The 22706-nt window shown below is 45.7% G+C and carries 18 protein-coding genes; 14 read left to right on the top strand and 4 right to left on the bottom strand.

What is annotated here, in order from left to right:
* Nucleotides 1–141 precede the first annotated feature (141 nt).
* The gene (locus AB4111_RS24485) at nucleotides 142–1002 is read right to left on the bottom strand and encodes an AraC family transcriptional regulator (RefSeq protein WP_442033570.1); all 861 of its coding nucleotides are present in this window, start codon (nucleotides 1000–1002) and stop codon (nucleotides 142–144) included.
* 235 nt (nucleotides 1003–1237) lie between these two features.
* On the opposite strand from AB4111_RS24485, the gene AB4111_RS24480 reads away from it, so the two are divergent.
* The 9 genes from AB4111_RS24480 to AB4111_RS24440 all read left to right on the top strand — a co-directional run bounded on the left by AB4111_RS24480 (nucleotide 1238) and on the right by AB4111_RS24440 (nucleotide 11088).
* Nucleotides 1238–2293: a lactonase family protein gene (locus AB4111_RS24480; RefSeq protein ID WP_442033569.1), complete on the top strand. Its 1056-nt coding sequence runs from the start codon at nucleotides 1238–1240 to the stop codon at nucleotides 2291–2293.
* A gap of 244 nt (nucleotides 2294–2537) precedes the next feature.
* Nucleotides 2538–3905 (top strand): helix-turn-helix domain-containing protein, encoded by a 1368-nt coding sequence (locus AB4111_RS24475; RefSeq protein WP_442033568.1) that lies wholly within the window; start codon nucleotides 2538–2540, stop codon nucleotides 3903–3905.
* 343 nt (nucleotides 3906–4248) lie between these two features.
* Nucleotides 4249–4728, top strand: a complete 480-nt coding sequence (locus AB4111_RS24470) for a hypothetical protein (protein ID WP_442033567.1) — start codon at nucleotides 4249–4251, stop codon at nucleotides 4726–4728.
* Nucleotides 4729–4766: 38 nt separating this feature from the next.
* Nucleotides 4767–5174, top strand: a complete 408-nt coding sequence (locus tag AB4111_RS24465) for a hypothetical protein (RefSeq protein ID WP_442033566.1) — start codon at nucleotides 4767–4769, stop codon at nucleotides 5172–5174.
* Nucleotides 5175–5434: 260 nt separating this feature from the next.
* Nucleotides 5435–7312 carry a rhamnogalacturonan lyase gene (locus AB4111_RS24460; protein WP_442033565.1) on the top strand — a complete coding sequence of 626 codons (1878 nt, stop codon included), beginning with the start codon at nucleotides 5435–5437 and terminating at the stop codon, nucleotides 7310–7312.
* Between the two features lie 433 nt (nucleotides 7313–7745).
* On the top strand, nucleotides 7746–8825 hold the full coding sequence (locus tag AB4111_RS24455; protein WP_442033564.1) for a sulfate ABC transporter substrate-binding protein: 1080 nt from the start codon (nucleotides 7746–7748) through the stop codon (nucleotides 8823–8825).
* An 87-nt stretch (nucleotides 8826–8912) separates the two neighbouring features.
* Entirely contained in the window at nucleotides 8913–9749 is an 837-nt protein-coding gene (cysT, locus tag AB4111_RS24450; protein WP_442033563.1) for a sulfate ABC transporter permease subunit CysT, read from the top strand.
* A 67-nt stretch (nucleotides 9750–9816) separates the two neighbouring features.
* Nucleotides 9817–10692, top strand: a complete 876-nt coding sequence (cysW, locus tag AB4111_RS24445; RefSeq protein ID WP_442033562.1) for a sulfate ABC transporter permease subunit CysW — start codon at nucleotides 9817–9819, stop codon at nucleotides 10690–10692.
* A 156-nt stretch (nucleotides 10693–10848) separates the two neighbouring features.
* On the top strand, nucleotides 10849–11088 hold the full coding sequence (locus tag AB4111_RS24440) for a YezD family protein (protein WP_442033561.1): 240 nt from the start codon (nucleotides 10849–10851) through the stop codon (nucleotides 11086–11088).
* Nucleotides 11089–11163: 75 nt separating this feature from the next.
* Here AB4111_RS24440 and AB4111_RS24435 read toward each other — a convergent pair whose 3' ends face one another.
* Both AB4111_RS24435 and AB4111_RS24430 read right to left on the bottom strand, forming a co-directional pair.
* The gene (locus AB4111_RS24435) at nucleotides 11164–12699 is read right to left on the bottom strand and encodes an extracellular solute-binding protein (RefSeq protein WP_442033560.1); all 1536 of its coding nucleotides are present in this window, start codon (nucleotides 12697–12699) and stop codon (nucleotides 11164–11166) included.
* A gap of 315 nt (nucleotides 12700–13014) precedes the next feature.
* Nucleotides 13015–15336: a helix-turn-helix domain-containing protein gene (locus AB4111_RS24430; RefSeq protein ID WP_442033559.1), complete on the bottom strand. Its 2322-nt coding sequence runs from the start codon at nucleotides 15334–15336 to the stop codon at nucleotides 13015–13017.
* A gap of 364 nt (nucleotides 15337–15700) precedes the next feature.
* On the opposite strand from AB4111_RS24430, the gene AB4111_RS24425 reads away from it, so the two are divergent.
* Complete coding sequence (locus tag AB4111_RS24425) at nucleotides 15701–18412, top strand: S-layer homology domain-containing protein (protein ID WP_442033707.1); 2712 nt, start codon at nucleotides 15701–15703, stop codon at nucleotides 18410–18412.
* 731 nt (nucleotides 18413–19143) lie between these two features.
* On the opposite strand, the gene AB4111_RS24420 is transcribed toward AB4111_RS24425, so the two are convergent.
* Complete coding sequence (locus AB4111_RS24420) at nucleotides 19144–20031, bottom strand: hypothetical protein (protein WP_442033558.1); 888 nt, start codon at nucleotides 20029–20031, stop codon at nucleotides 19144–19146.
* A 111-nt stretch (nucleotides 20032–20142) separates the two neighbouring features.
* Between AB4111_RS24420 and AB4111_RS24415 the strand changes: the two genes are divergently transcribed.
* The 4 genes from AB4111_RS24415 to AB4111_RS24400 all read left to right on the top strand — a co-directional run bounded on the left by AB4111_RS24415 (nucleotide 20143) and on the right by AB4111_RS24400 (nucleotide 22676).
* Nucleotides 20143–20556: a GNAT family N-acetyltransferase gene (locus AB4111_RS24415; protein ID WP_442033557.1), complete on the top strand. Its 414-nt coding sequence runs from the start codon at nucleotides 20143–20145 to the stop codon at nucleotides 20554–20556.
* A 157-nt stretch (nucleotides 20557–20713) separates the two neighbouring features.
* Nucleotides 20714–21091 carry a ribbon-helix-helix domain-containing protein gene (locus tag AB4111_RS24410; RefSeq protein ID WP_253429552.1) on the top strand — a complete coding sequence of 126 codons (378 nt, stop codon included), beginning with the start codon at nucleotides 20714–20716 and terminating at the stop codon, nucleotides 21089–21091.
* Nucleotides 21081–22352, top strand: coding sequence for an MFS transporter (locus AB4111_RS24405; protein ID WP_253442352.1), 1272 nt, complete (start codon nucleotides 21081–21083; stop codon nucleotides 22350–22352). Before AB4111_RS24410 ends, AB4111_RS24405 begins: the two co-directional genes overlap by 11 nt.
* A gap of 186 nt (nucleotides 22353–22538) precedes the next feature.
* Nucleotides 22539–22676 (top strand): hypothetical protein, encoded by a 138-nt coding sequence (locus tag AB4111_RS24400; RefSeq protein ID WP_161799395.1) that lies wholly within the window; start codon nucleotides 22539–22541, stop codon nucleotides 22674–22676.
* The last annotated feature ends 30 nt before the right edge of the window (nucleotides 22677–22706 follow it).

The raw sequence follows: 22706 nt of genomic DNA, 5'->3' as shown, positions 1-22706 counted from the left end.
TTTCCAGGGTTGATCCCTTTATATAAAAGTTATTTGCCCCTATAGACGACCCTACTGTTCAAAAGGTTGCTGAAATTTTCCAATGGCCTAGATTACAATTCGTCAAGATTTAGGTGAAGCCCTTTGTGAAGCACACGGCATCTATCCTTTGGATTCATTTCGATAATCCGTGGGTGAACGTCCCATCATTTTGCTGAACAGACGGGAGAAGTAGTACGGGTCCTTGAATCCAAGCTCGGAACTGATCTGCTTCACGGTCCAATCCGTAAAATCCAGATAGCGGCAGGAATGCTGGATCTTGAGCCGCAGGAAATAATCGATGGGCGAATGCCCGGTAGCTTGCTTGAACAACTGTGAGTAATGAGGGACAGACAGCCGGGCATGTGCCGCCAGTTCCTTGAGGGTGATTCCGTTCTCCAGGTGATCTAGCATGTATTGAACGGATTGTTCTGCCGCACGTTTGCTGCTCACAATCCCACCATCTGTGCCTGTCGTCTCTGGTCCATAAGCGAGCATACCAAGCATATAACCGATAATCTGGGAGGCATATGTCATCGTCTGCATGGAGTAACCTGTCTCTAACGCGCCGTAACATTCATGGAACAGCTCAAGCCATTTTTGAGCCTTGGCCGGTGGCATGGTCGTAATATGATGGGTTAACAATGGTTCTATGTAGGATAAAGTGTGTTCCCCCCGTAGATGAATCCAGAAAATACTCCATGGTTCGGCTGTGTTGGCACCATATACATGAGGAATATGTGCAGGCAATATGACAAGGTTCCCAGGGCGGACATCATATGTTTTGCTGCCATCCATCGTATACCAGCCTGTACCTTGGGCACAGTACATCAGAATGTGTGATTCACAACCATCGGGACGGTCACGGTAATGATGCTCTGCTTCGTGAAAGTAACCGATATCGGTAACATATAACCCGGACGTGACTGGATAAGCTGCAGCTTCTTGCAACAGCGGGTCCGGAAGCACTATGAGTTTTTGCATACGAAATCCGTCAGATTTACGCTGTAGGGGTGGTCTGTTGTTAGGTCTCATACTTTGTATTATGGTGAGAGGGGTTAAGGGAGTCAATAACGGATATGAGAGCGCTCACCAGGGATGTAATCGATTTAGAGAGCCAAGTTACAGGAAGTGAAGCAGTTGCCCGTGAATTGGGTAAGTACATATCAGTGGGTAGAATCAGAATAGTGAATATATAGGATAAGGGAGAGATTTAGTTATGGAACCAGTCACAACGCAGGAAACGCTTTTCTATACAGGTACGTATGCGTCAGCGGAAGAACCAGGAATATTCTTGTGTGCGTTGAATGCGGATACAGGAGAGATGCGGATCGTGAATCACATGGAGGGCGTGAATAATCCGTCTTATCTGGCGTTATGCCCGGATGGCAACTGTCTATATGTGGCGAGTGAGACGGATGAGGGAGAGGTGTTGGTGTATCGGAGAGATGCGGCAACGAGTGAACTGCACCTGATGGATCGAAAGCAGACCAGAGGTGCTTCTCCATGTTATGTGTCTGTCTCCAAGGATGGTCAGTGGGTGTTCTCATCCAACTATAGCAGTGGCAGTGTCAATGTATTTCCGGTAGGCAATCAGGGGACGCTTGGTGAGATGAGTGCGTGGGTAGAGCACACGGGTAGTGGAATCAACGAAGAACGCCAGGAAGGGCCGCATGCTCACTCCATTCAGCCAGATCCGTCTGGACAATATGCTGTCGTATGTGACCTCGGTCTGGATCAGATCATTGTGTACCGGTTGGAAGAGGGACGTCTGGTTACCCATCGTGAGATGGATCAGCCACCAGGCGCAGGGCCAAGGCATCTCGTGTTCCATCCCAACTCGAAGTGGGCATATGTAATCAACGAATTGAACAACACGGTTACGGCATTCCTATACGATGAGCGCAGAGGGGAGGTTACTACGGTGCAGCACATCTCCACGCTGCCAGAAGGACATAAAGGTGAGGGAACCGCTGCAGACATTCGTTTATCACCATGTGGACGTTTCCTGTATGCATCCAATCGGGGAGATGACAGCATCGTACTCTACCATATTGACCAGGAGAGTGGTGAGTTGGAAGCCGTAGAGTGGACGTCCACGATTGGGCAGACACCACGTAACTTTAATATTTTGCCAGGTGGAATTCTAGTCGTGGCGAATCAGGACAGCAATAACCTCGTAAGTTTCCAGATCAGCGAAGAAGACGGACGTCTGACGCATAACGGGTTCAAGCTGGAACTGCCTCGTCCGGTATGTATTGCGCCTGTAGTATAAGTTGTAATCCGGTGAAGTGAGAAGTGCAGATGCAATAGTACATCTTAATAATTGGTCTACAAGCTGTGAAATCATGGGGAAACACATGGTTTTACAGCTTTTTTTAGTTTTTTAATGCGATTAACTTGAAAATAGTGGCAATTATCACATTTTTTTATTGACCATCGTTCGAACGTTCATTATGATCAGAATATATAGCGATTAAACCTAAAATCTGGATGTTGCACGAAGGGTGGTGCTTTCCTTGGAACCTGCAAATTCAATTCGGGAGCAATTAACCCAGTTTATCGAAAAGAACAGCATGACGCTCTCCCGATTCTCGGAAGTATCTGGCATCAATACAGGCACAATCAGTCGTATCTTACATGGGAATCGTCCCATATCGGTGAGTCAGTTGATTGCGATCTCATCAGGAATGGGCGTGGCAGCGGATCATTTTTTTGCCGACTATGTGGAAGAATGTTTCGCTTATTCGGTCTCGATGCGGCGGATCAGACCGTTTATTCTCCGAAGTGCGGAGTTGAATCGGCTGGACTGCATTGAACAGATTCTTTATCGGCTACTGGACGACCTGGATTATGCGACAGAATTATATGAGATGGCGGAACAATTGTTTGAACGAGATCAACGGTCTGCGGCGGCATTGTTATATAAGAGTGTGAGTGAAGTTGAGAAATATCAGCATTCCGAACGGCTTGCGATGTGTCAATATCGGTTGTTTTTAATTGGACAAGGAGAGAACTTGGAGGAAAATCTAAAGGCGGCTATCTTGTTCGAGCCCTATGTTGACCGGTTGGATGAGGGATACCAACTGGAAGCCTTCAAAGATCTGATTCATGTTTTTGGTTCGGTAAATAAATGGAGCGAAGTTAAAGATATCGCTGACAAGATGTTACAGTTAGCCAAAATTCAATATGATTCAATTAACATTGTGGATCGACGAAATCAGGAGTGTAAACAAACAGTGCGACCACTTTACTTTTATATACTATATGCTTGGTTAATTCAGTCAACGGTATTTGAGGAGCAGGGAGACTATACCGAAGCATTAGAACTTGTGGGGCTGTATGCAAGTGGAAAGAGTTGGGTTCGGGAGGACGATGAAGAATCTCGACGTGTGCTGAATCAATTCGAAGAATGGGCATTGGCTAATAAGTACCTCTATCAGATGTTATCTGGGGATCAGAAGGTTGTTAAAGAATACGCAAATTACATCACACAATACCCAGAGGAAATATTTTTGGCATTACGTTATATCATCCAGGCAGCGAATAAGTTTAACTGGAATATTGATGATATTTTAGAGCGTTTCTCGGATTATATTACCTTACGTACATACAAGACAGAATTTGGACAATACAACTCTTCAATAATGGATCAAAATTATGCAAAACTTCTAGGGGAATTGGCGCTATACTATTTAAATCACAATCGCGATATTGCAATAAATCGAATTTTAGAAGGATTAAACTTCTCTATCCAAAAGAATAATGATCTCAATTTCATTAAATATGTCATAGTTTTTCTTGAAAAATGCTTTAGTAGTGAAAAATCTGTAGACAAAGAAAAGCTTAAATTGCTAATTAATGAGCTGCAGCGAATTAATACTTGATATCAATACTCTAGTTCTGAATCTAGTTAATATCGATTCTCTTATAGCGTGAAGAAGCCTTCTAGTTAAATAACTAGGAGGTTTTTAATTGTTACCTCGTATTAAATTTTCATTTTGTGCCTCATTAAGTAAAATGAAAAATTTGTCATAGGATACTAAAATAGTATTAAAAGAGGTGGTTGTACAATGAATTGAGACGGTTTGGAAGTGCATGGTTTCACACCCATAAGTATAAAGATGTAATATGTTAATTTTACTTATCAGTTTGGCTAGGAAGATATCGCTCCACTTGAATTCATTTTTAGTAACTCAGAAAAATCATAAATGGAGGTATAGAACCCTGATGTGGAAAAAAACAAAAAAAGTGATTGTAAGTCTACTCACCTTATCAACTCTTTTCTCAATTAGCGCACCATTTGCAGCTTACGCATCATCATCAGAAATTATAGAGAAAAAAGCGCAGGCCACTGCCCCTAATTCAAACGTAATAACAGTTGTAGAACCGGTGACTGAAATCCAAGGGGTAAAAGTTAAAGCGGTTCAGTTAGCGATAAAGGCACTTGAAAGTGTAATTGATAATCCAGTAACAAGATGGGCTTTAGAAGCTATTTTTGATGAGGATACTGTAAAAACTGTAATAAAAAATAAAAACAAAATTTTCTCAGTACTTGATGAATATTTATATGCAGTAGACTTGACTACTCGGGAGATTGCAGCAGGTGCGAGAAGTGCAATACAACAACAAATTAAGGGTGCTCCCGGTCAAATCGTTGGACAAGTTGTTGAGTGGTTAATATACTATGGTAGTCAGTTATTATTATAGTTTCATTTAAGTTGATTCTATGGATGTGAGGTATCAGGATGACTAAACAAAAAGTTGAACAACTTGAGAAGAGAATTGAAATATTGTTAGACTGGAAAGACCGATTAACAGAATTGGTAGGAGATTCTCTTTCGCCATATGAGAAATGGTGCATCGAAAAAGAATTAAGTAGAGAAGATCAACATTTTATAACCAATCTGTGTCTCCTATTCAGTATCCATCTTCACCCGGACCAAGAGCATCCTGATGTTCAGAAAGTTAAACATAACGTAATGACTTTATTCGATATCAAAGAGATCGAAATGAATTTCCTTTGCTTCGAACAATTTATAAGTGATTATCAATTAAAAGAAAATCCAATTTTTTCTTGGGACGCAAGAGAGTTACTTGAAAAATTAAACGAGAGTGGCAGAAGTGTTCAACTAAAAGAGGTGCTACTGAATTAAGATATGTTCCTTGCTTATAGATAGAAAAAATACAATATATATATTATCTGATTGCAGGGATATAAGTACACTGTAATATATTTCACAAAGTCGAAGGAGAAATCCTTCGGCTTTTTTATGTGCTATCCATTCAATTACTAAATTAGACCTATAGATGGAATTATATGTTTAATTTAAGATGGATATATTAAAGCGCTTACACAAAAGATGGCGCTACAAGGGCATCGGGCTTACCACTACAATTGGGGAGGCAATTGTTTATGGGAAATCGATCATCACTGTGGAAGCGCACATTACGTACAGCCGGAGTATCGCTACTGAGTTCGACGTTGTTGGTTACTTCGCTTGGATTGGGCAATACGTCCGTAACACATGCAGCGGGTGCAAGACAAATGGAATATCTGGATCGCGGTGTGGTGGCTGTGAAGACCGGGACAGGTGTGTTTGTCAGTTGGCGGCTTCTGGGAACGGAAGGATCGAATGTATCGTTTAATGTCTATCGAGATGGAACCAAGGTGAACGCTACGCCCATAACAAACAGCACCAACCTTCAGGATGCAAGCGGGACAAGCAGTTCCAAATATACGGTTCGCGCTGTGGTCAGTGGAACGGAGCAGGCTGCTTCAGCGGCAGCAAGCGTATGGGGCAATAACTATCTATCTGTACCGCTCAGTATACCCGCTGGTGGGACAACGCCCGATGGAGTAGCCTACACTTACAGTGCCAACGATGCCAGTGCAGGTGACCTGGATGGTGATGGTGAGTATGAATTGATCGTGAAGTGGGACCCTTCCAACTCCAAGGATAACTCCCAGAGCGGTTATACCGGGGAAGTGTTTATCGACGCCTATAAATTAAACGGAACACGCCTGTGGCGAATTGGTCTGGGCAAAAATATCCGTGCCGGCGCTCACTACACCCAGTTCATGGTGTACGATCTCGACGGTGACGGCAAAGCCGAGGTCGCGATGAAAACAGCCGATGGCTCCAAGGACGGCACTGGCGTGGTCATCGGGGATGCTAGCAAGGATTACCGCAATTCCAGCGGTTATGTATTATCTGGCCCCGAATTCCTGACGGTTTTCAATGGGCAGACTGGCAAAGCGCTTTCCACGGTGAATTACGAACCGGCACGTGGCAATGTATCCGACTGGGGAGACAACTACGGCAACCGGGTGGACCGATTCCTTGCTGCCATTGCTTACCTGGATGGCGAGCGGCCAAGTCTGGTTATGGCTCGCGGGTATTATACGCGCAGTGTACTCGTGGCGTATAACTGGCGGAATGGACAGCTGACCAAACAGTGGACATTTGATTCCAACACATCGGGTAACTCAGGTTATGCCGGGCAGGGCAATCACAATCTGAGTGTGGCGGACGTAGACGGGGATGGGAAAGACGAGATTGTCTATGGCGCCATGGCAGTGGATGACAACGGCAAAGGACTGTACACGACAGGACTTCATCATGGCGATGCCATGCATCTGAGTGACCTCGACCCGGACCGCCCTGGACTTGAGGTATTTCAGGTCCATGAGACACCGTCCAATGCCGGAGTGGAATTCCGTGATGCGGGTACAGGCCAATTAATCTGGGGAGTCAAAACAACAAAGGATATCGGACGTGGCATGGCGGCAGATATCGATCCAAGGTATAAAGGCGCTGAAGTATGGGCAGACGGCAGTCTGTATACGGCCAAAGGGCAGAAACTCGGGACAACCCTACCGTCCTCCACGAATTTTGGCATCTGGTGGGATGGGGATTTGCTCCGTGAACTGCTGGACAGCAACCGAATCGACAAGTGGAATTATACCAATAGCACAACGATGAACCTGCTCACCGCATCCGGCGTTTCTTCCAACAACGGAACCAAGTCTACACCAAATCTGCAGGCCGATCTGTTCGGGGACTGGAGAGAGGAAGTTGTGTGGCGGACGAATGACAGCTCAGCGCTGCGGATCTATACTACAACAGCGGTTACCGACAAACGCATCTACACACTGATGCATGATCCGGTATACCGTCTTGGCGTCGCTTGGCAAAATGTAGCCTACAATCAGCCGCCGCACACCGGATTTTATCTGGGCGAAGGCATGAACCCACCACCGGTACCGAATATCCGGTATGCGGGCAGATGAGGAATGGACAAGGTATGGCGGTGCAATTCCATTCCTGTTTACAATAGACAGCGAAGGTTAGCATTCGCTGAAGGGAACAACGGACGGTGGTCCGTTGTTCCTCTTTTTTTGCCAATGGTGCAGAAATCCGGTAAAAATCGGAAAAAACGTTTGACAGGTATATAGACTGCCTTTATTATACGTATATAACTTACTAAACAGGTAGGAATAATAAATCATGCAACCTGAACAGAATAACGTTCTCACCGTACAGACGGAGGAACACCGCAGCGCATCCTTTCCGGATGAAAGCATACACGGCCCAGGGCCGGCATGACTTTATGGGGAGAAGTGCGCGGGGGTTCCTCCGTCTTCTTGTTTTTATACGGGGCGTTCGATCCTGTTCAGCCGGCCTGAGGTAGTCATGCAGATTGATATCGGGGGAGTGTTTTTGATGAAAAAGAGAATTCACAAGGGTATTCTGGTTGGTCTGGCACTGGTGTTAACAGGGGTACTGGCAGCATGCGGGTCGGATAGCGGCGGGTCCAGTGAAGCAGGAACATCGGGGGGAGCGGAAGGTGGCAAGGAAGGGACTAAGGCTATCGAACTGCTGAATGTTTCCTATGATCCAACACGGGAACTCTATGAACAATATAACAAAGCGTTTGCGGCGCATTGGTTGAAAGAGAAAGGCCAGGAAGTGACCATCAAGCAATCCCACGGAGGATCGGGCAAACAGAGCCGTTCTGTTATTGACGGACTGGATGCGGACGTGGTGACACTGGCATTGGGATACGATATTGATGCGATTGAAGATAAAGGTCTGATTAATGAAGGTTGGCAGGACAAATACGAGCATAACAGCTCTCCGTATACCTCTACGATTGTATTTCTTGTACGTAAAGGCAATCCAAAAGGCATCAAAGACTGGGATGATCTGATCAAAGGGGATACCCAAGTCATCACCCCGAATCCCAAAACATCCGGCGGGGCGCGCTGGAACTATCTGGCGGCATGGGGATATGCCCTTAAGCACAATAACAATGATGAAGAGAAAGCGAAGGCATTTGTTGGTGAATTGTTCAAGCATGCGCCTGTACTGGATTCGGGTGCTCGCGGTTCTACAACAACGTTTGTTGAACGTGGCATTGGGGATGTGCTGCTTGCCTGGGAGAATGAAGCTTTCTTATCGGTAAAAGAACTGGGTCCGGACAAATTCGATATAGTCGTGCCTTCGGTTAGTATCTTGGCTGAACCACCGGTTGCCATTGTGGACAAAAATGCAGACAAAAAAGGAAGCCGCGCCGTGGCAGATGCCTACCTGAAATATTTGTACAGTGAAGAAGGACAGACGATTGCCGCTGAAAATTATTACCGCCCAACGCTGGACAGCGTGGAGGAAAAATTCAAGGATCAGTTCCCGGCGCTTGAACTGTTCACGTTGAAAGATGTATTCGGCACATGGCGGGATACTCAGGCCAAACATTTCAATGATGGTGGTATCTTCGACCAGATCTATGTTCCAGGCAGCTAAGATTGCTCTGTTCATAGAAGACCCGATCAATCGCGCTGTAAGCGGCCAACCAGCCTTACCGGCTGAAGGCAGAGAGGATGAACGTGCATGAGCAAGGTGGTGGTGGCGAGGAGACGCACATTGCCGGGGTTTGGATTAACGATGGGTTACAGTGTGCTCTACCTGAGCCTGGTTGTACTTATTCCACTGTCAGCGCTGTTGTTTAACTCAACAGGGCTGACATGGGCAACCATGATTGAGGTTGCGACCAATCCCAGGGTGCTTGCTTCCTTCCAGGTCAGCTTTCTGACCGCAGGTGCAGCGGCCCTGATCGATCTCGTGCTGGGATTACTCCTGGCATGGGTGCTTGTTCGGTATGAATTTCCTGGCAAACGGCTCTTCGATGCGGTCATTGATCTGCCTTTTGCCCTGCCAACGGCGGTAGCGGGGGTTGCCCTCACGGCGATCTATGCCGGCAATGGCTGGATTGGACAGTTTGTAGAGCCTTTGGGCATTAAGCTCGCTTACTCCCAGGCTGGGATTACGCTGGCGCTGATGTTTATCGGAATTCCGTTCGTGGTTCGTACGGTGCAACCGGTATTGGAGGAGCTGGAGGCGGAGGTGGAAGAAGCGGCTGCCACACTGGGAGCAGGAAGATGGCGGATATTCCGCACGATTCTGCTGCCGGATCTGATCCCCCCGTTGTTAACGGGGTTTGCTCTGGCCTTTGCCCGGGGCATTGGTGAATACGGCTCCGTTGTATTTATCTCAGGTAATATGCCGATGAAAACGGAGATTGCCCCCTTGCTGATCATGGCCAAGCTGGAGCAGTTCGATTATGCAGGCGCTACAGCGGTAGCTTTGCTGCTGCTTCTGGTTTCTTTCATCCTGCTGCTGATCATTAATTCCTTGCAACGCTGGAGTCGGAAGGCGGGCAGGGCATGATGATGAAGCATGATGCAATAAGGATATTTAAAGACGTCACTTACCCATACCAAAGGAGGTGCAGCATATGGCGGGTTCTGTCCCACTGAGCCCTGTTCCACCCGTACGAGCTGGCCGCGGAACCAACCGTGCAACAACGGAAGCTCCATGGGTCAAATGGTTATTGATTGGACTTGCAAGTCTGGTGTTATTGTGGCTGCTTATTCTGCCGCTGGTGATCGTACTCATGGAGGCTCTGAAACAGGGGTGGGGGGTGTACATCGCCGCTCTTACCGAGCCGGATGCCATGTCTGCACTGAAACTCACGTTATTGGTTGCGGCGATTACCGTGCCGCTGAATACGATATTTGGTGTGGCCGCTGCATGGGTCATTACCAAGTTTCAGTTCAAAGGCAAGGGACTCATGATCACCCTGATTGATCTTCCCTTTTCGATCTCGCCTGTCGTGGGCGGGTTGATCTTTGTATTGGTCTTTGGTTCGAATGGGTGGTTTGGGCCGTGGCTGTCCGAACATGATATCAAAATCATTTTTGCGCTGCCAGGCATTGTCATTGCGACGCTGTTTATTACGTTCCCCTTTGTAGCGAGGGAGTTGATTCCACTTATGGAGGACCAGGGAATCCGGGAAGAGGAAGCAGCGGTTACGCTGGGTGCTTCCGGGTGGCGAATCTTCTGGAGTGTAACCTTGCCCAACATCAAATGGGGGCTGCTGTACGGTATTATTCTGTGTAATGCCCGTGCCATGGGCGAGTTCGGAGCGGTATCTGTGGTGTCCGGACATATCCGCGGAGAGACCAATACGCTACCGCTACATGTGGAGATTTTGTATAACGAATATCAATTCTCAGCTTCGTTTGCCGTAGCGTCACTGCTCCTGATTCTGGCTCTCGCCACGTTGTTGCTCAAGAGCTGGCTTGGTCACAAAGCCATTTCAGAAAAGTGATGATGAGAAGAAGAAAATACAGATTGACAGCTACTGGAAGCCCTGCTAATGTATAAACCAAGTATATAGGTTGGATAAGAATGAATTATAAATCAGTTGCATGACAACGGACTAAGGAATATGGCGGGCAGTAGCCCGAGAAGAGGAGGCGGCTCTATGGCTAAGCCGTTAAAAGTGGATGAGGTATGGTTGGACCGAATTGCCGGACAGCTGAATGACATGGAGTTTGGTTCTTTACACATCGTGGTGCACGAAGGTCAGATTGTGCAGATGGAGCGAACCGAACGCAAGCGTTTTGAGAACACACCCTCAGGCAGCACCTCCAAATCCGGAAGCACGGCACGAAGCAGTTCAGCCCGTTCACTGCGCGGATCGAATGCGAGTGCGAAGGGATAGAGAGTGACGTTGCGTCAGGGAAGCAAGGATGGTAGTGTAGTGGATTTTTGATGTGACGCTTCCAATACGTCCTACCTATTGCGTGCGACTTGTTCCCTTATGCTCCTTATACCAATGATTCGCTTCAAGCAGTACCTGTTGCCCACCTGCATCCTTAAATTCTTCCACAAAAGTATCGAAATACCCCACAGGCTGATCGCCGGTGATGATGGAGATATACGCTCTGTCTCTCATGCGAATCAACTCCGATGAATATTGAATCAGGGCAGGGGTTGCAACCTCCAGGCGATTATAGATACCATTCTCCGTCAACCCTGCAGATGCAGCCCACTGTTCACGTTTGTCCGAGGGGGCACCTGGAACCATCATGCCAATACTTGAGCCGATCATATTCGTATAATTCTCCATTCGGTTGTATGGGCGAAGCAAGTGGAACGATTTTGAATCTTCAGCGCTCCAATCCCAGTGCTTTCCTGGAAGGCCATACTCCATTTTGATCTGCTCGACCGGATCGGGGTTGGCACTTACATAATCGAGTATCTCCAAGATTTTCTCCAGTTTTCCCGGCTCGTTTGCAGCCTCAGCGCCTATAGCAATAAAATTCATCAGCAGATTATTCCCTTTGGTTCCGCTATGTCCATCAGGACCTATAACCGGAGAACCGAATACAATCTTTGCGGCTGCATTCTTCTGTAGTAACTCACTGACATTGAAGGAGGGTTCCACCGGAGTTTCCTCGCCATTTTCATTGAGGACACTGTAGTCTCCCTCTTGATTCCAATGATAGTAATTTCCCATCGAGGTCATCCCGATTTTGCCATTAATAAAAGCATGGGACAGATGTTTATAGCCACCTTTATTCTCTCCCGTTATAAACTCAGGATCAATAATCCCATCCCGATACCATTTCTGCATATACTCCAAGGCTTTTTTCATCTCAGGCTCCAAAGCGCCGATCACGAGTTGGTTGTTTTTTTCATTAAAATACAGCTGCTCGGTAAAAACAGATTGTCCAAAGGCGCCAAATACGACATTTAAGCCCTCTCTGGATAGGCCATACGTATCCTGTTTACCATTTCCGTCCGGATCGCTGGCAAAAGCATACATGACCGTCTCAAATTCATCTAATGTTTTCGGAACGTCCAGACCCAGCTTCTTAAGCCAGTCCTCTCGGTATACGACAGGAGTTCGATAGATATTGGTCTGATTGATGACCGGAATTCCATAGATGTTGCCGTTTATTTTTCCATACTCCAGATAACGTGAATCATAATCGCGAATTCGCTGTACAATATTTGGCGCATATTGTTCAAGTACTTCCGGGGAAATTTCTGCTAACACGCCTTGCATTTGATACTTAAGCAGATCATGCGGTTGTCTAATCCGGAACAGATCCGGTATTTTTCCCTGAGCCAGCTCCAGATCCAGCAGTTCCTCGTACCGCTTGTTCTCAAGGTTCCACACCTCCAGATCAACATCAAACCGATCCTCAATATATGCAATCATCTCCGCGTCTTCAGGAACAGGGATATTCTGATGCATGGTCCAGGATATCGTATACTGCGGTGTTGTATCCTTCTCAGCGCTTGCTAGATGGTCCTGCTGTTGCACTTGTGCTGTTTCTCCACCTGAAAAGGTACACCCACTTGTAAATACGAGAAGGAGAAGTATTGTGGTATATAGACATAGCTTTCTTGAAAGGTTGATGTTCATAGCAGCTCCTTTCCTAATTTTAATTCTATATAGGTTCAATCAAATAATATTTACACGGACACTCCGATGACAGAACAACCTTCCGATCGCTGTTATTCCCAGATTTCTTTTGATCCCTCTTCTAAAGGGGTGAAATCCGGGAATAAAGGCGAACGCTTCGCTTCTTCAGGTTCTTTCTGTCCTCTCCGTTTTTGTGTAAATGTTAAATTCAACTTATATAGACCCCTGTTCCATTAGACTGCGCATGAAATTTTTCGGCGTACATCCATGAATTTCTTTGAACTTCTTAATGAAATAGGCAGGGGTACGGTAACCGACCGTACTTGCGACCTGCTCAACCGTAATTTCACGTTGTGTCATGAGTTCCCGGGCGCGTTCCATTCGCTGATTCGTAACATATTCGGAATAGACAATCCCTGTTTCTTCTTTGAACAGTTTACTGAGATATTTAGGGCTGATGAATACTTGCTCTGAGACATGATCAAGCGTGAGATCGCCCGACAAGTGCTCGTGAATATAGGCTTTGACCGCCGATATGGTATCTACACTCCGTACCTCGCTTCGCTTCTCCATGTGCATCACAAATTCAGTCACGAGATGGATCATCCATTCGGAATAACGATTGATATTGTAGAACAATGAAAACTGCTTGTACAAATTCAATGAACTCGCTTCGGCAGGTTGCAGGCGCACCTGATGAATACATTCAGCGTATATAGATACCGTTTTTAATAAGATGATACGACTGTATTCGGCTGAATAGGGGCCTTCCTTTATTGTCGCTACCAATTCCTGAATGGCCTGAACCGAACCTTGCACATCCCGATTCTGTAATTTCTTCTCAAAGTTTACGAGGTATGACTCCGGAATCTCCAGACTGCTGGCTTCCCTGTTCAGCAGATCAAGATCCTGAATGGCAGACTGATCGGGAAAGAAGTAGCTGTATCGAATCAAGGCATTAGCCTGATGGTAGCTTCTGTGAATCTTCGTGAAGTGTTCTACCCATCCGCCTAATGAAAGTACAAATTCAAGGCCAAATCTGCTTCTTGCCTCCGTGTGAATAAAGTCCACAATGTGATTAGAGAGAGGTTCTTCGGATTGGTTAGTACAGATAATCACTGCTATTTTGTGATCCTGCAATTCCTCCGCCAGCAGTTGAGTTCCTTCCATGTCTGCCATCTCAAGTTGCTGAATCATCGTGTACAGCGTATGCTGCAACTGTCGTGGCTGCAGATCTTTCCATCTCTCATTGACGGGGTCAATGACGATGCAGCGGAAGCGGGAATAATCCATCGAAATCTGAACAGATTGCAGTTGCTCCGTCAGCTCTTCCGGTGTAAATCGGTTATTCAACATGTTAAGCATGATACTATGCTTAATCATCTTATGATTGGCCTGCAAGGTTTCTTCAAGACTATCAACTTTATTGGACAGACTGTTAAACGTTGTATCGATGAACCGGTATTCGTCCTGCTTGAGGCTGGTTGGGCTGTCCATCCGGCTCTTGATGTTATTCAGGATTCGCTTAAGAGGACTATAATTGGCTGTGGTAAAAATGGAAGACATTGCTATCCCAACCGCGACAGCCAGCAAGCCAAGAAGAACCGATATCTCTTTCAAGCTATCCAGCTTATAGTAGAAGCTTTCATTAGGCGTGGTCGTGTAGATCAGCCATGCATTTCCTTTAAATTGATCTTGAGTAACAACAGAAGAGTCATAGTTAAATACAGGCGCGAAGCTCTCATCTGAAGAATGAAGGGAGAGCAGTGAATGAGTCAAATTCTCTTCCGTAGAGCTGCCTATCAACGTTTTGTCTGCGGCAGAGATGACAGTTCCATCCTGATCGATGATTAATGTATTTGCATAGTCAGCAGGGAGCATATTCTTAATGATCTGACTGATCGCTGACTCTTTGATATCAATCGCAATCATGACCTTGCTGTCTTTTCCAGAAGATTGAAACGGGTAACTGTGGACATAGGAAATGATAGGGCTCATGTTGCTCTGTCCCCGCGATTCGATATATGCATCCTGAGGAACCATGCGAGTCTTCATCCATAAGGAACTCTCACTGGACCCTTTCATTGCGGCAATCCAATCCGTGGTATGATCCACATTCGATGGCATGTCCTCATAGAGCAACAGACCATATACAGAGGAGACTGTGAAATGATTTTCCGTATCGTACACATGAATAGCTTCAATGAGATCGGAATAGTTTTGCACCATATTTTTGAGGGACTGTTCGATGTCCAAAATTTTGCTATGGTTTCCTTTTAAGCTATCTAAATCGATACTAGCGGCGTTACCGAGTGCCAGGGACAGATAGACCTGATTTACCTTCTGGATCACAGAGCTCTCAATATAATTGACAGTGCTTTTCAGCGACAGTTGATTATTGATTCGGATCTCTTTGCTGTATTGATGGGAGAAGAAGAGATAGAAAATGGAGCCGAAAAGAAGCGCAATGACAAGCACGACAGCGAGGTAGGAAAGAACCATCTTGGATCTCACAGACTGAAATGGCTTACGCATCTTTTTTCCCCCTTCAATTCCTCATTTCTAAACAACTTCATCATTATATAGCAGGCCGAGGACGAGAAATCATGTTGACCGAAATTTAACAAACGTCTTCCTCATATTTTACACCAATTTAATAAAGCGTTTACATAAAAGCATATCATAATTAACGAAAGTAGTATCTCCTCTGTTTTTTTTAGGGCAGAAATCATCGGAACGTACGATTTTGATATAAAACGGAATTTGTTCTATAGATGCGAAACGCTCCCTAATGCTACAGTAACGGCAGATCAGACATCTGTATAGAGACTTTCTTACTCATTTGCAGATGCAGAAGCAAAAAATAATTTACCATAATGGGAGCGTGTATTTGCAAGCCATGAGAAAACCACTTAAAAAGTCACTGGCACTACTTCTAATGTTGTCTATGGTTGGTCCGACGTTTGCAGAGAAGAGTTTTGCAGCCGATCAGAAGATTCAGTTCTCTGATATTAAGGGACACTGGGCGGAAGCAAATATTCAAGCATGGGGCGATGAAGGATTAATTCGGGGCTACCTGGATCATTCATTCAAACCGAACACGTATATTACCAGAGCAGAATTTATGAATTTGGTAAATGGAGCGTTTGGATATTCCGGACAAGCTAAAATTACCTTTAACGATGTGTCTGAGAGTGCATGGTATTACGAAGCCATTTCTATTGCAAATGCAAATGGATATATAGATGGATACACCGATGGCACCATGAAGCCGCAAGATCCGATCACCCGTCAAGAAGCAGCTAAAGTGATTGCCGGTATTCTAAATTTGGAATTGAATGAAACAGCAGCGAATGTCTTTAGCGATTCATCATCTATTGCAGCTTGGAGCAAGGGAGCTGTAGGTGGAGCGGCAGCAGCGAAAATTATTGCTGGATATGCAGATGGAAGCTTCAAGCCGCTTAATTCCATTACGCGTGCCGAAGCAGTATCAGCACTCGTTAAGGCTGTAGAGACAGATTCGACTACAGCTGCCAAACCAGCTAAGCCAAAGGGAACGGCAACCGTACTGAATGTTAATCCCCCAGCAGATGAAGCTCGGTTGTCCGCCGTGAAGCACGGAGCCAATGCTGGAGACGACACCTTGAAAAATATTGCGGAGACCAATCCGTTTATTGATATTTTGGACGGTTTTGATCAAGTATGGTCCATGAACCAAGCGGACTGGAGAGATGGAACGGCGGCAACCAAAATTGGAGCTGACGGAAAAAATGCAAAGTATGGAGATGGACCGTCCCCATATTATGACGGCTTTAAGAATGATCCAACCGTAGCTGTCGCTGATCAGAAAACATATGCAAATGAAGAGATCCGAAACAAAGCGACTTGGGAAGCCAATATCAAATATGTAGGAAAGGTCACGCAAAATCGCACGGCTGAAGAGACATTGGCAGCCTATTATGATGACCAAAGAGATAAGATCTATAGCGTGATGGAGGGCTTTGGTCCGTTGGCTAACACGTATGTAGATATCATCAAGCCAAAGACAAACGTTGAACGAACGGTGGACGAGATGAATGTGGTATTGACCGAAGAAACGGTGGAAGATGAAAGCCAAGGCATTGGAGATTGGGATGCAAAAACGGAGCTTTCAGACTTGATCCATTTAGTTGATCTGGTTCGATTCAAAATTCCTGCCTCATCTAATCCCTCTAAATATTTCTACTCTTCCCCTAGACCGTGGAGAATGAATTCCAATGGAGAAGTGAAAGAAGTTGTTGACAGCAAAGGACTGCCTGTATGGGAAACCTTGGGTGAAGGTGAGAAAAAAGAAGTACCTTTGGCTTCAGGCGGAACCAAATCAACAGGAGAAAAACATTACCAGCAATACGAAACCAACGTTAAGCTTATTCCTGCGTTAACTTATGTCAAACGAATCGCTGAGGATGGAAGAGGAAAAGATGGCGGATTTCCGAGCGGACATACCAGTGCAGCTTATTTATCCGTATTTCCTTTGGCATACGCTACACCAGAACGATTCTCTGAATTGTTAACGAGAGCAGCTCAGTTGGGCGAGAATCGAGTCGTAGCAGGGATGCACTCACCACTTGATGTTATAGGAGGAAGAATACAATCCACAGCCATGGCTGCATATGCACTTAATCAGGCTGAGAACAGAGAAGTGTTAGAGAAAGGCTATGAGAATGCAGGGGAAGTATTTGGAGCTGCAGCCAAGGAAAAAAATATGAGTCTGTATGAATATGCACATACCGTAACAGAGGATTACACGTTTAAGAGTGCTTACGATGAACACAAATGGGAAGATCATGACGCCAATAAAGCCTTCTATAGAGAGAAGATGACGTATGGTCTGCCACAAACCGGAACCAAAGGTTTGGCTCCAGTCGTACCGCAAGGAGCAGAAGCCCTGTTAGAAACGCGTCAGCCGTATTTAACAGATGAGCAGCGCAGACAAGTACTGTATACAACATCGATTGATTCCGGTTATCCGGTTCTGGATGAATCCAAGGGCTGGGGTAGAATTGATCTGGTGACGGCTGCAGATGGATACGGAGCATTCTTGAACAACGTAACTGTGGATATGGACGCATCCAAAGGACGTTTCAATGCACAAGACTGGTGGAGAAATGATATCACGGGTAGTGGAATGCTGACGAAAAAGGGAACAGGAACACTTACACTAACAGGAAAAAATAGCTACACAGGCGGAACCTTACTGCAAGCAGGAACATTGGTAGCTGAATCTGCAACGGCTTTTGGTACAGGTGATCTGTATGTAGAGAATGGAACAGTTGTTGTGAATGTTGATGGAGCCTTAACCTTGAATAGAAACTTCACCATGGATAAGGGTACGCTGGAATTGGTTGTCGCTGATGGCAACAGTCAACTGAATGTCGGCAGAAAGCTCTATATTGATGGAGGAAGTCTCAAACTCGACTTGTCCAATTATAAGATTGAAGGTTCCAAAGATATTACGTTAATCACGGCTAATGGAATTACAGGTGAATTCGACAGTGTAACGGCAGATGGTTATGACGTGACTGTCACGTACGAAAATGGTCTTGTCATTGCACATGTTGTAGCCAAATAAGTGAAGTAATTATGCTATCGTTCAATTCTTCGCAAGACAAAATTAGTAATATAGAAAAGGGCTGGAGCTACAATGTAGTTTCAGCCCTCTTTGCGTATAGTCTTGCATGATTTAGAGCGTGTCTCCCAACCTACTCACAGCCGAGTTGTGCATGAAACGAGCCCAGAGTAGGGAACGTGCTGCATAATGCATGTATGAGCAAGCGATCAGAACATCGCAAAGGGGAGCATCCTGTTTTCCTCCACTAATAATAAAAATTTTCGTCTCGTACAGGAGGGGAGGGACACGAGCTTGTCCTCTCAGTCGCTCTTGGAACAGAGCATGAGCAGGGATTGAGCGCTAACGAATCTGAGGCGTCTTATTTAAGGGTTTGAAGCACCCACAGAAATCTAAGGAATCTTAGACACGTTATATCGAAATGTATGGCGTTTTAGAGCGTTTTTATCGAGCGATTTTGGGAAATAACGTGTCTGAGGTTCTTTACAATTTTGAAAGAGGCTATAGAGGTAATATAAGACGTCCTGTGTTCCTTAGAAAATCGACTGGCTACTCAATAGGAACAGCCAGACGGGAGCTCGATAATTTTGGGACACTGACATTCATCATCGTATAGCATGCCGAGTAAGGAGACACGTCCTGATCGGTGGAAATCCAGTCGAGAGAGGAACGAGTCTCGTATCATCGAGGTGGGTATCTAAGTTTAATCATACGGAAGCGGCTGGATGCGTAGGTTATTCGTCGGTGTTGGTACCAGATGTACGACGTGTATTCACTTCCATCTCCGTAGAGGCTTGCTTCGTTGGTTCCAGATCAGTATGTCCTGCATAGGGGCGATCACTTCGAGAGCGTGTCCCAGTCAACCCGAAACCCGAAGTGAATATAATCAGCTGTAGTCCCAGTGCATAGGGTGCAGCAACAGGTCCAATCAGATGGAGCAAGGAGCATAGGGCGATCAGCAAGGAGAGCATTTTGGTTACTGTACGTGACCTATCCCGTCGTGGGCTGGCCCAGAGCAGGTAACCATATATTATGGTGATCATTAAGGAAACCGCGCGGATCCATGGCAAGATGCTGTCCCATGAGTCTACAGGCACATCCAACATCCGCTGACGAAATACCAGATCTGTAACCAGAAACCCTGTGGCCGCCAGTGCGGCTGGTTCGGCTACGGGCCGAAGGAGGGTCCAGACCGCTGTGCCCCAATGATCAGCATGCGTATCCCGGCTGAGTTCATCTGATAATACGGTGCATTCTCGTTCCAGCGCTCTGTGCATCAGTCCGAGTTTGGCAGGATCATGTTCCTTAATACAGTCACGGATCTGATCCTGTAGTTGAGGGGATAGGTAAGATGCAGCTTTGCAGGCTAACATTGCCGTGATCAGATCGTTATGTTCGTGTTCCGACCGTTCATAATTCTGATTTTCCCGGATGGTAAGTTGTCCCAAGAGGGCTGTACTTATGTATAATGTATCTCGTATCCTTTGCATTCGCCTTTCGTGGCTGCGGCGAACTTCGGTGGCAGACCATATGTATATCCCCAGAAGCACAGCCATGACGCCAAGCAGTACAGCCACAGCACCTGGGCGTGATGTTAGATCTTCAATCCAACGTTGAAACACACTTGTTCCTCCTTTGCAGCAACTTCACGTATCATGAAACACGCTTCACGTAAGCTTTCTCTCACTATTACACAGGAAGTAGATGAATTCAAGCAGAAAGGGGCACAATTCATGGATCAAGTGAATATTGAACACACACCACCCGCAGCTGGGGAGTATCTCTCCCTGCGACAGATTGCCGGCCTTAGTCCGATGAGCAGGGAAGGGGCGGAGGTTGGACTACCGAATAGCCTGTTTGCCGTATGTCTGCGTGAAGAAGATGTGTTGGTAGGAATGGGGCGAGTGATTGGAGATGGAGGTTGTTTCTTTCAGGTCGTCGATATTGCTGTACACCCGGATGTTCAGGGAATGGGGTATGGAAAGCTGATCATGAGCGAGATTATGAATTATCTGCGTGAAGCAGTACCTGCCCGTGGTATAGTCAGTCTGCTGGCGGATGTTCCGGCTGATCAACTTTATGCTCAATTTGGATTTGAATACACCAGCCCAAAATCGGAGGGGATGTGGTGGAGGCAGGGAGACTAGTGAACTAGTTAAAAACATATTCGGCGAACCTTTGGATAAATCCGAAGGTTTTTTGCTTTACAACCATTTATTTACAGGTATAATGTAATTTAAAACCAATTTACGATTTACAAATTACGATATACGCGTGCACTCGTGAAGAATGGAGGAATTGAATATGTACAATGACCAGAAAGCTCAGTTTAACCAGATGGTGGAACGATCTGTGGAGCAGGCGAACAAAAATCTTTCGGGAGCCAAGGGAGTTGTTTCCGTTCGATTAAGTCAGGAGGAGATTGATATCATAGATCAGCTTGTATTTCTTGAGTTAGCCAAAAACCGTTCTGACGCAACTGCGATGTTGATTAGGGAAGGCATACGAACACATCAGGCCTTATTAAACGAGATACGTGAGTATACAGCTGAACTGGAACGGGTAAAAGCCAAGATACAACAGACCATTCGAGATTCAGGTTTAGTAGCGCGTCTGCATCGTAATAGTGATGAAGAATCTATTACGTACGATGGAGAGGTGCGTGAAAAAGATGAAAAGTGAGATTCGGGGCGACAGCTATCGAGCGGTTTTGCGCCTTCCTTCTTTTGTAGTGCTTCTTGTTGGCAGATTGATTTCCGGGGCAGGACAGATTTTATTTTCTATGGCGACGATGTGGTATATCCTCCAATTAACGGAGTCGGCACTCGCTGCTGCGCTGATTCCGATGCTGCCTTATCTGATCTATGCATTTCTAGGCATTCCCCTGGCTACGATCAGTGATCGCCTGCCTAAGAAACAACTTTTGATCTGGACAGATATACTGCGCGCAGGTATAGCCTGTCTTCTGGCACTTTTGTTCATGACAGATTCCATGCTTCCTTGGCATATTTACGCAGCCAATCTGCTCATTGCAATTCTTGGTTTTTTATTCAATCCGGCTACCCAGACAGTCATCCCCGCAATTTTGCCAGAACCTACAAAACAATTAGCTCCAGCCAATGCATTACTGAACTCTTCCTCCAAAACGATTGAATTGCTTGGATACGCCATGGGGGGGATATTGATTGCGCTCATCTCCGTTCAGTCCATCTTGTTCATCTATGCAGTTACGTTTCTGTTATCCGCCATATCCATTTTCTTTATCCGCATCCCTGTAACCAAAGTCGTGAAACAAAAAGGAGTCTCTGGTTTTGTCAAAGATAGCATGCAGGGGATTACATTCCTGTTTTCCCGTAAAATTTTGGCCTGCTGCATTATCTTTGGAGCCATTATCAATTTTGCGGGTGCGCCATTGCATATTTTCACGCCGATTTTTGCCAATATGGTGCTGCAAGCCGGACCACAAGGTTACGGTCTTCTTCAGTCAGCCTTTGCCGCTGGCAGTATTGCGGGCTCTCTGCTCAGTGGCAAATATGCTAAACGACTCTCGCTCGCTCACTGGTTTTTGATTAGTTATCTCATCTCAGGCACAAGTTTGCTGCTCATGCCGATGTTTCCTAACCTGTATATCGCTATTGCGTGTTCATTTTTGTTGATGATGGGACTTGCTCTTGTGAATGTACCCTTGGTTACTTCCATTCTTTTATCCACACCTGAAGAAAAAAGAGGACGTGTCATGAACAGCATGGGTGTCTTGATGAGTGGCATTAGTAACCCGCTTGGTCTGTTACTGGGAGGGTGGTTCATCGAAACGTACAACCCTTCATGGGTGTACATGGGGATTGGTACATTTGTTATTTGTATGGGCATGGCAAGCCTGTTTGTCCGACCTTTCCGTGAAGAAAGGAGCAAGCGTACGAGGCAACAAACGACCTCTGTGTAATCTGGAATCTGATGTCATATTGCGCCTCTTTTTAGTCCAAGGAAACATGTAATGTGACATGATCAGGCGGGATAAATGGATGTGATGAATAATTTATGTAAAATAATTCAATTAAAAAGAAGGAATATCAAAATTTATGTAGAATTTGGTTTATAAGAGGGGGAGACAAATGGGAGGTAATTTATCATGGAAAACAAGGAAATTTTATCTGTACAGGATTTGATGGCACTAGAGGTTGAAGAGGATAACAACATGTTTGAGGAAACAAGCTTGTGTACAGTGTGCAGCTGGACTAGCTCACAAACAATCGTTGTCGAGAGCTAGGAACTTCTTTACACGCTCTATTCACTGAAT

The organism is Paenibacillus sp. 2KB_22 (assembly GCF_052115745.1).
In the GTDB taxonomy this organism is placed as follows: domain Bacteria; phylum Bacillota; class Bacilli; order Paenibacillales; family Paenibacillaceae; genus Paenibacillus.
Note: the sequence above shows the minus strand (reverse complement) of the source record. Positions and strands in the feature narration are given on the sequence as shown.

Coding starts and splice junctions, on each gene's coding strand:
- cysT (WP_442033563.1), top strand. CDS start 8,913: ATGAGCAAGGTGGTGGTGGCGAGGAGACGCACATTGCCGGGGTTTGGA.
- AB4111_RS24425 (WP_442033707.1), top strand. CDS start 15,701: ATGAGAAAACCACTTAAAAAGTCACTGGCACTACTTCTAATGTTGTCT.
- AB4111_RS24430 (WP_442033559.1), bottom strand. CDS start 15,336: ATGCGTAAGCCATTTCAGTCTGTGAGATCCAAGATGGTTCTTTCCTAC.
- AB4111_RS24485 (WP_442033570.1), bottom strand. CDS start 1,002: ATGCAAAAACTCATAGTGCTTCCGGACCCGCTGTTGCAAGAAGCTGCA.
- AB4111_RS24440 (WP_442033561.1), top strand. CDS start 10,849: ATGGCTAAGCCGTTAAAAGTGGATGAGGTATGGTTGGACCGAATTGCC.
- AB4111_RS24465 (WP_442033566.1), top strand. CDS start 4,767: ATGACTAAACAAAAAGTTGAACAACTTGAGAAGAGAATTGAAATATTG.
- AB4111_RS24480 (WP_442033569.1), top strand. CDS start 1,238: ATGGAACCAGTCACAACGCAGGAAACGCTTTTCTATACAGGTACGTAT.
- AB4111_RS24405 (WP_253442352.1), top strand. CDS start 21,081: ATGAAAAGTGAGATTCGGGGCGACAGCTATCGAGCGGTTTTGCGCCTT.
- cysW (WP_442033562.1), top strand. CDS start 9,817: ATGGCGGGTTCTGTCCCACTGAGCCCTGTTCCACCCGTACGAGCTGGC.
- AB4111_RS24460 (WP_442033565.1), top strand. CDS start 5,435: ATGGGAAATCGATCATCACTGTGGAAGCGCACATTACGTACAGCCGGA.
- AB4111_RS24455 (WP_442033564.1), top strand. CDS start 7,746: ATGAAAAAGAGAATTCACAAGGGTATTCTGGTTGGTCTGGCACTGGTG.
- AB4111_RS24400 (WP_161799395.1), top strand. CDS start 22,539: ATGGAAAACAAGGAAATTTTATCTGTACAGGATTTGATGGCACTAGAG.
- AB4111_RS24415 (WP_442033557.1), top strand. CDS start 20,143: ATGGATCAAGTGAATATTGAACACACACCACCCGCAGCTGGGGAGTAT.
- AB4111_RS24410 (WP_253429552.1), top strand. CDS start 20,714: ATGTACAATGACCAGAAAGCTCAGTTTAACCAGATGGTGGAACGATCT.
- AB4111_RS24470 (WP_442033567.1), top strand. CDS start 4,249: ATGTGGAAAAAAACAAAAAAAGTGATTGTAAGTCTACTCACCTTATCA.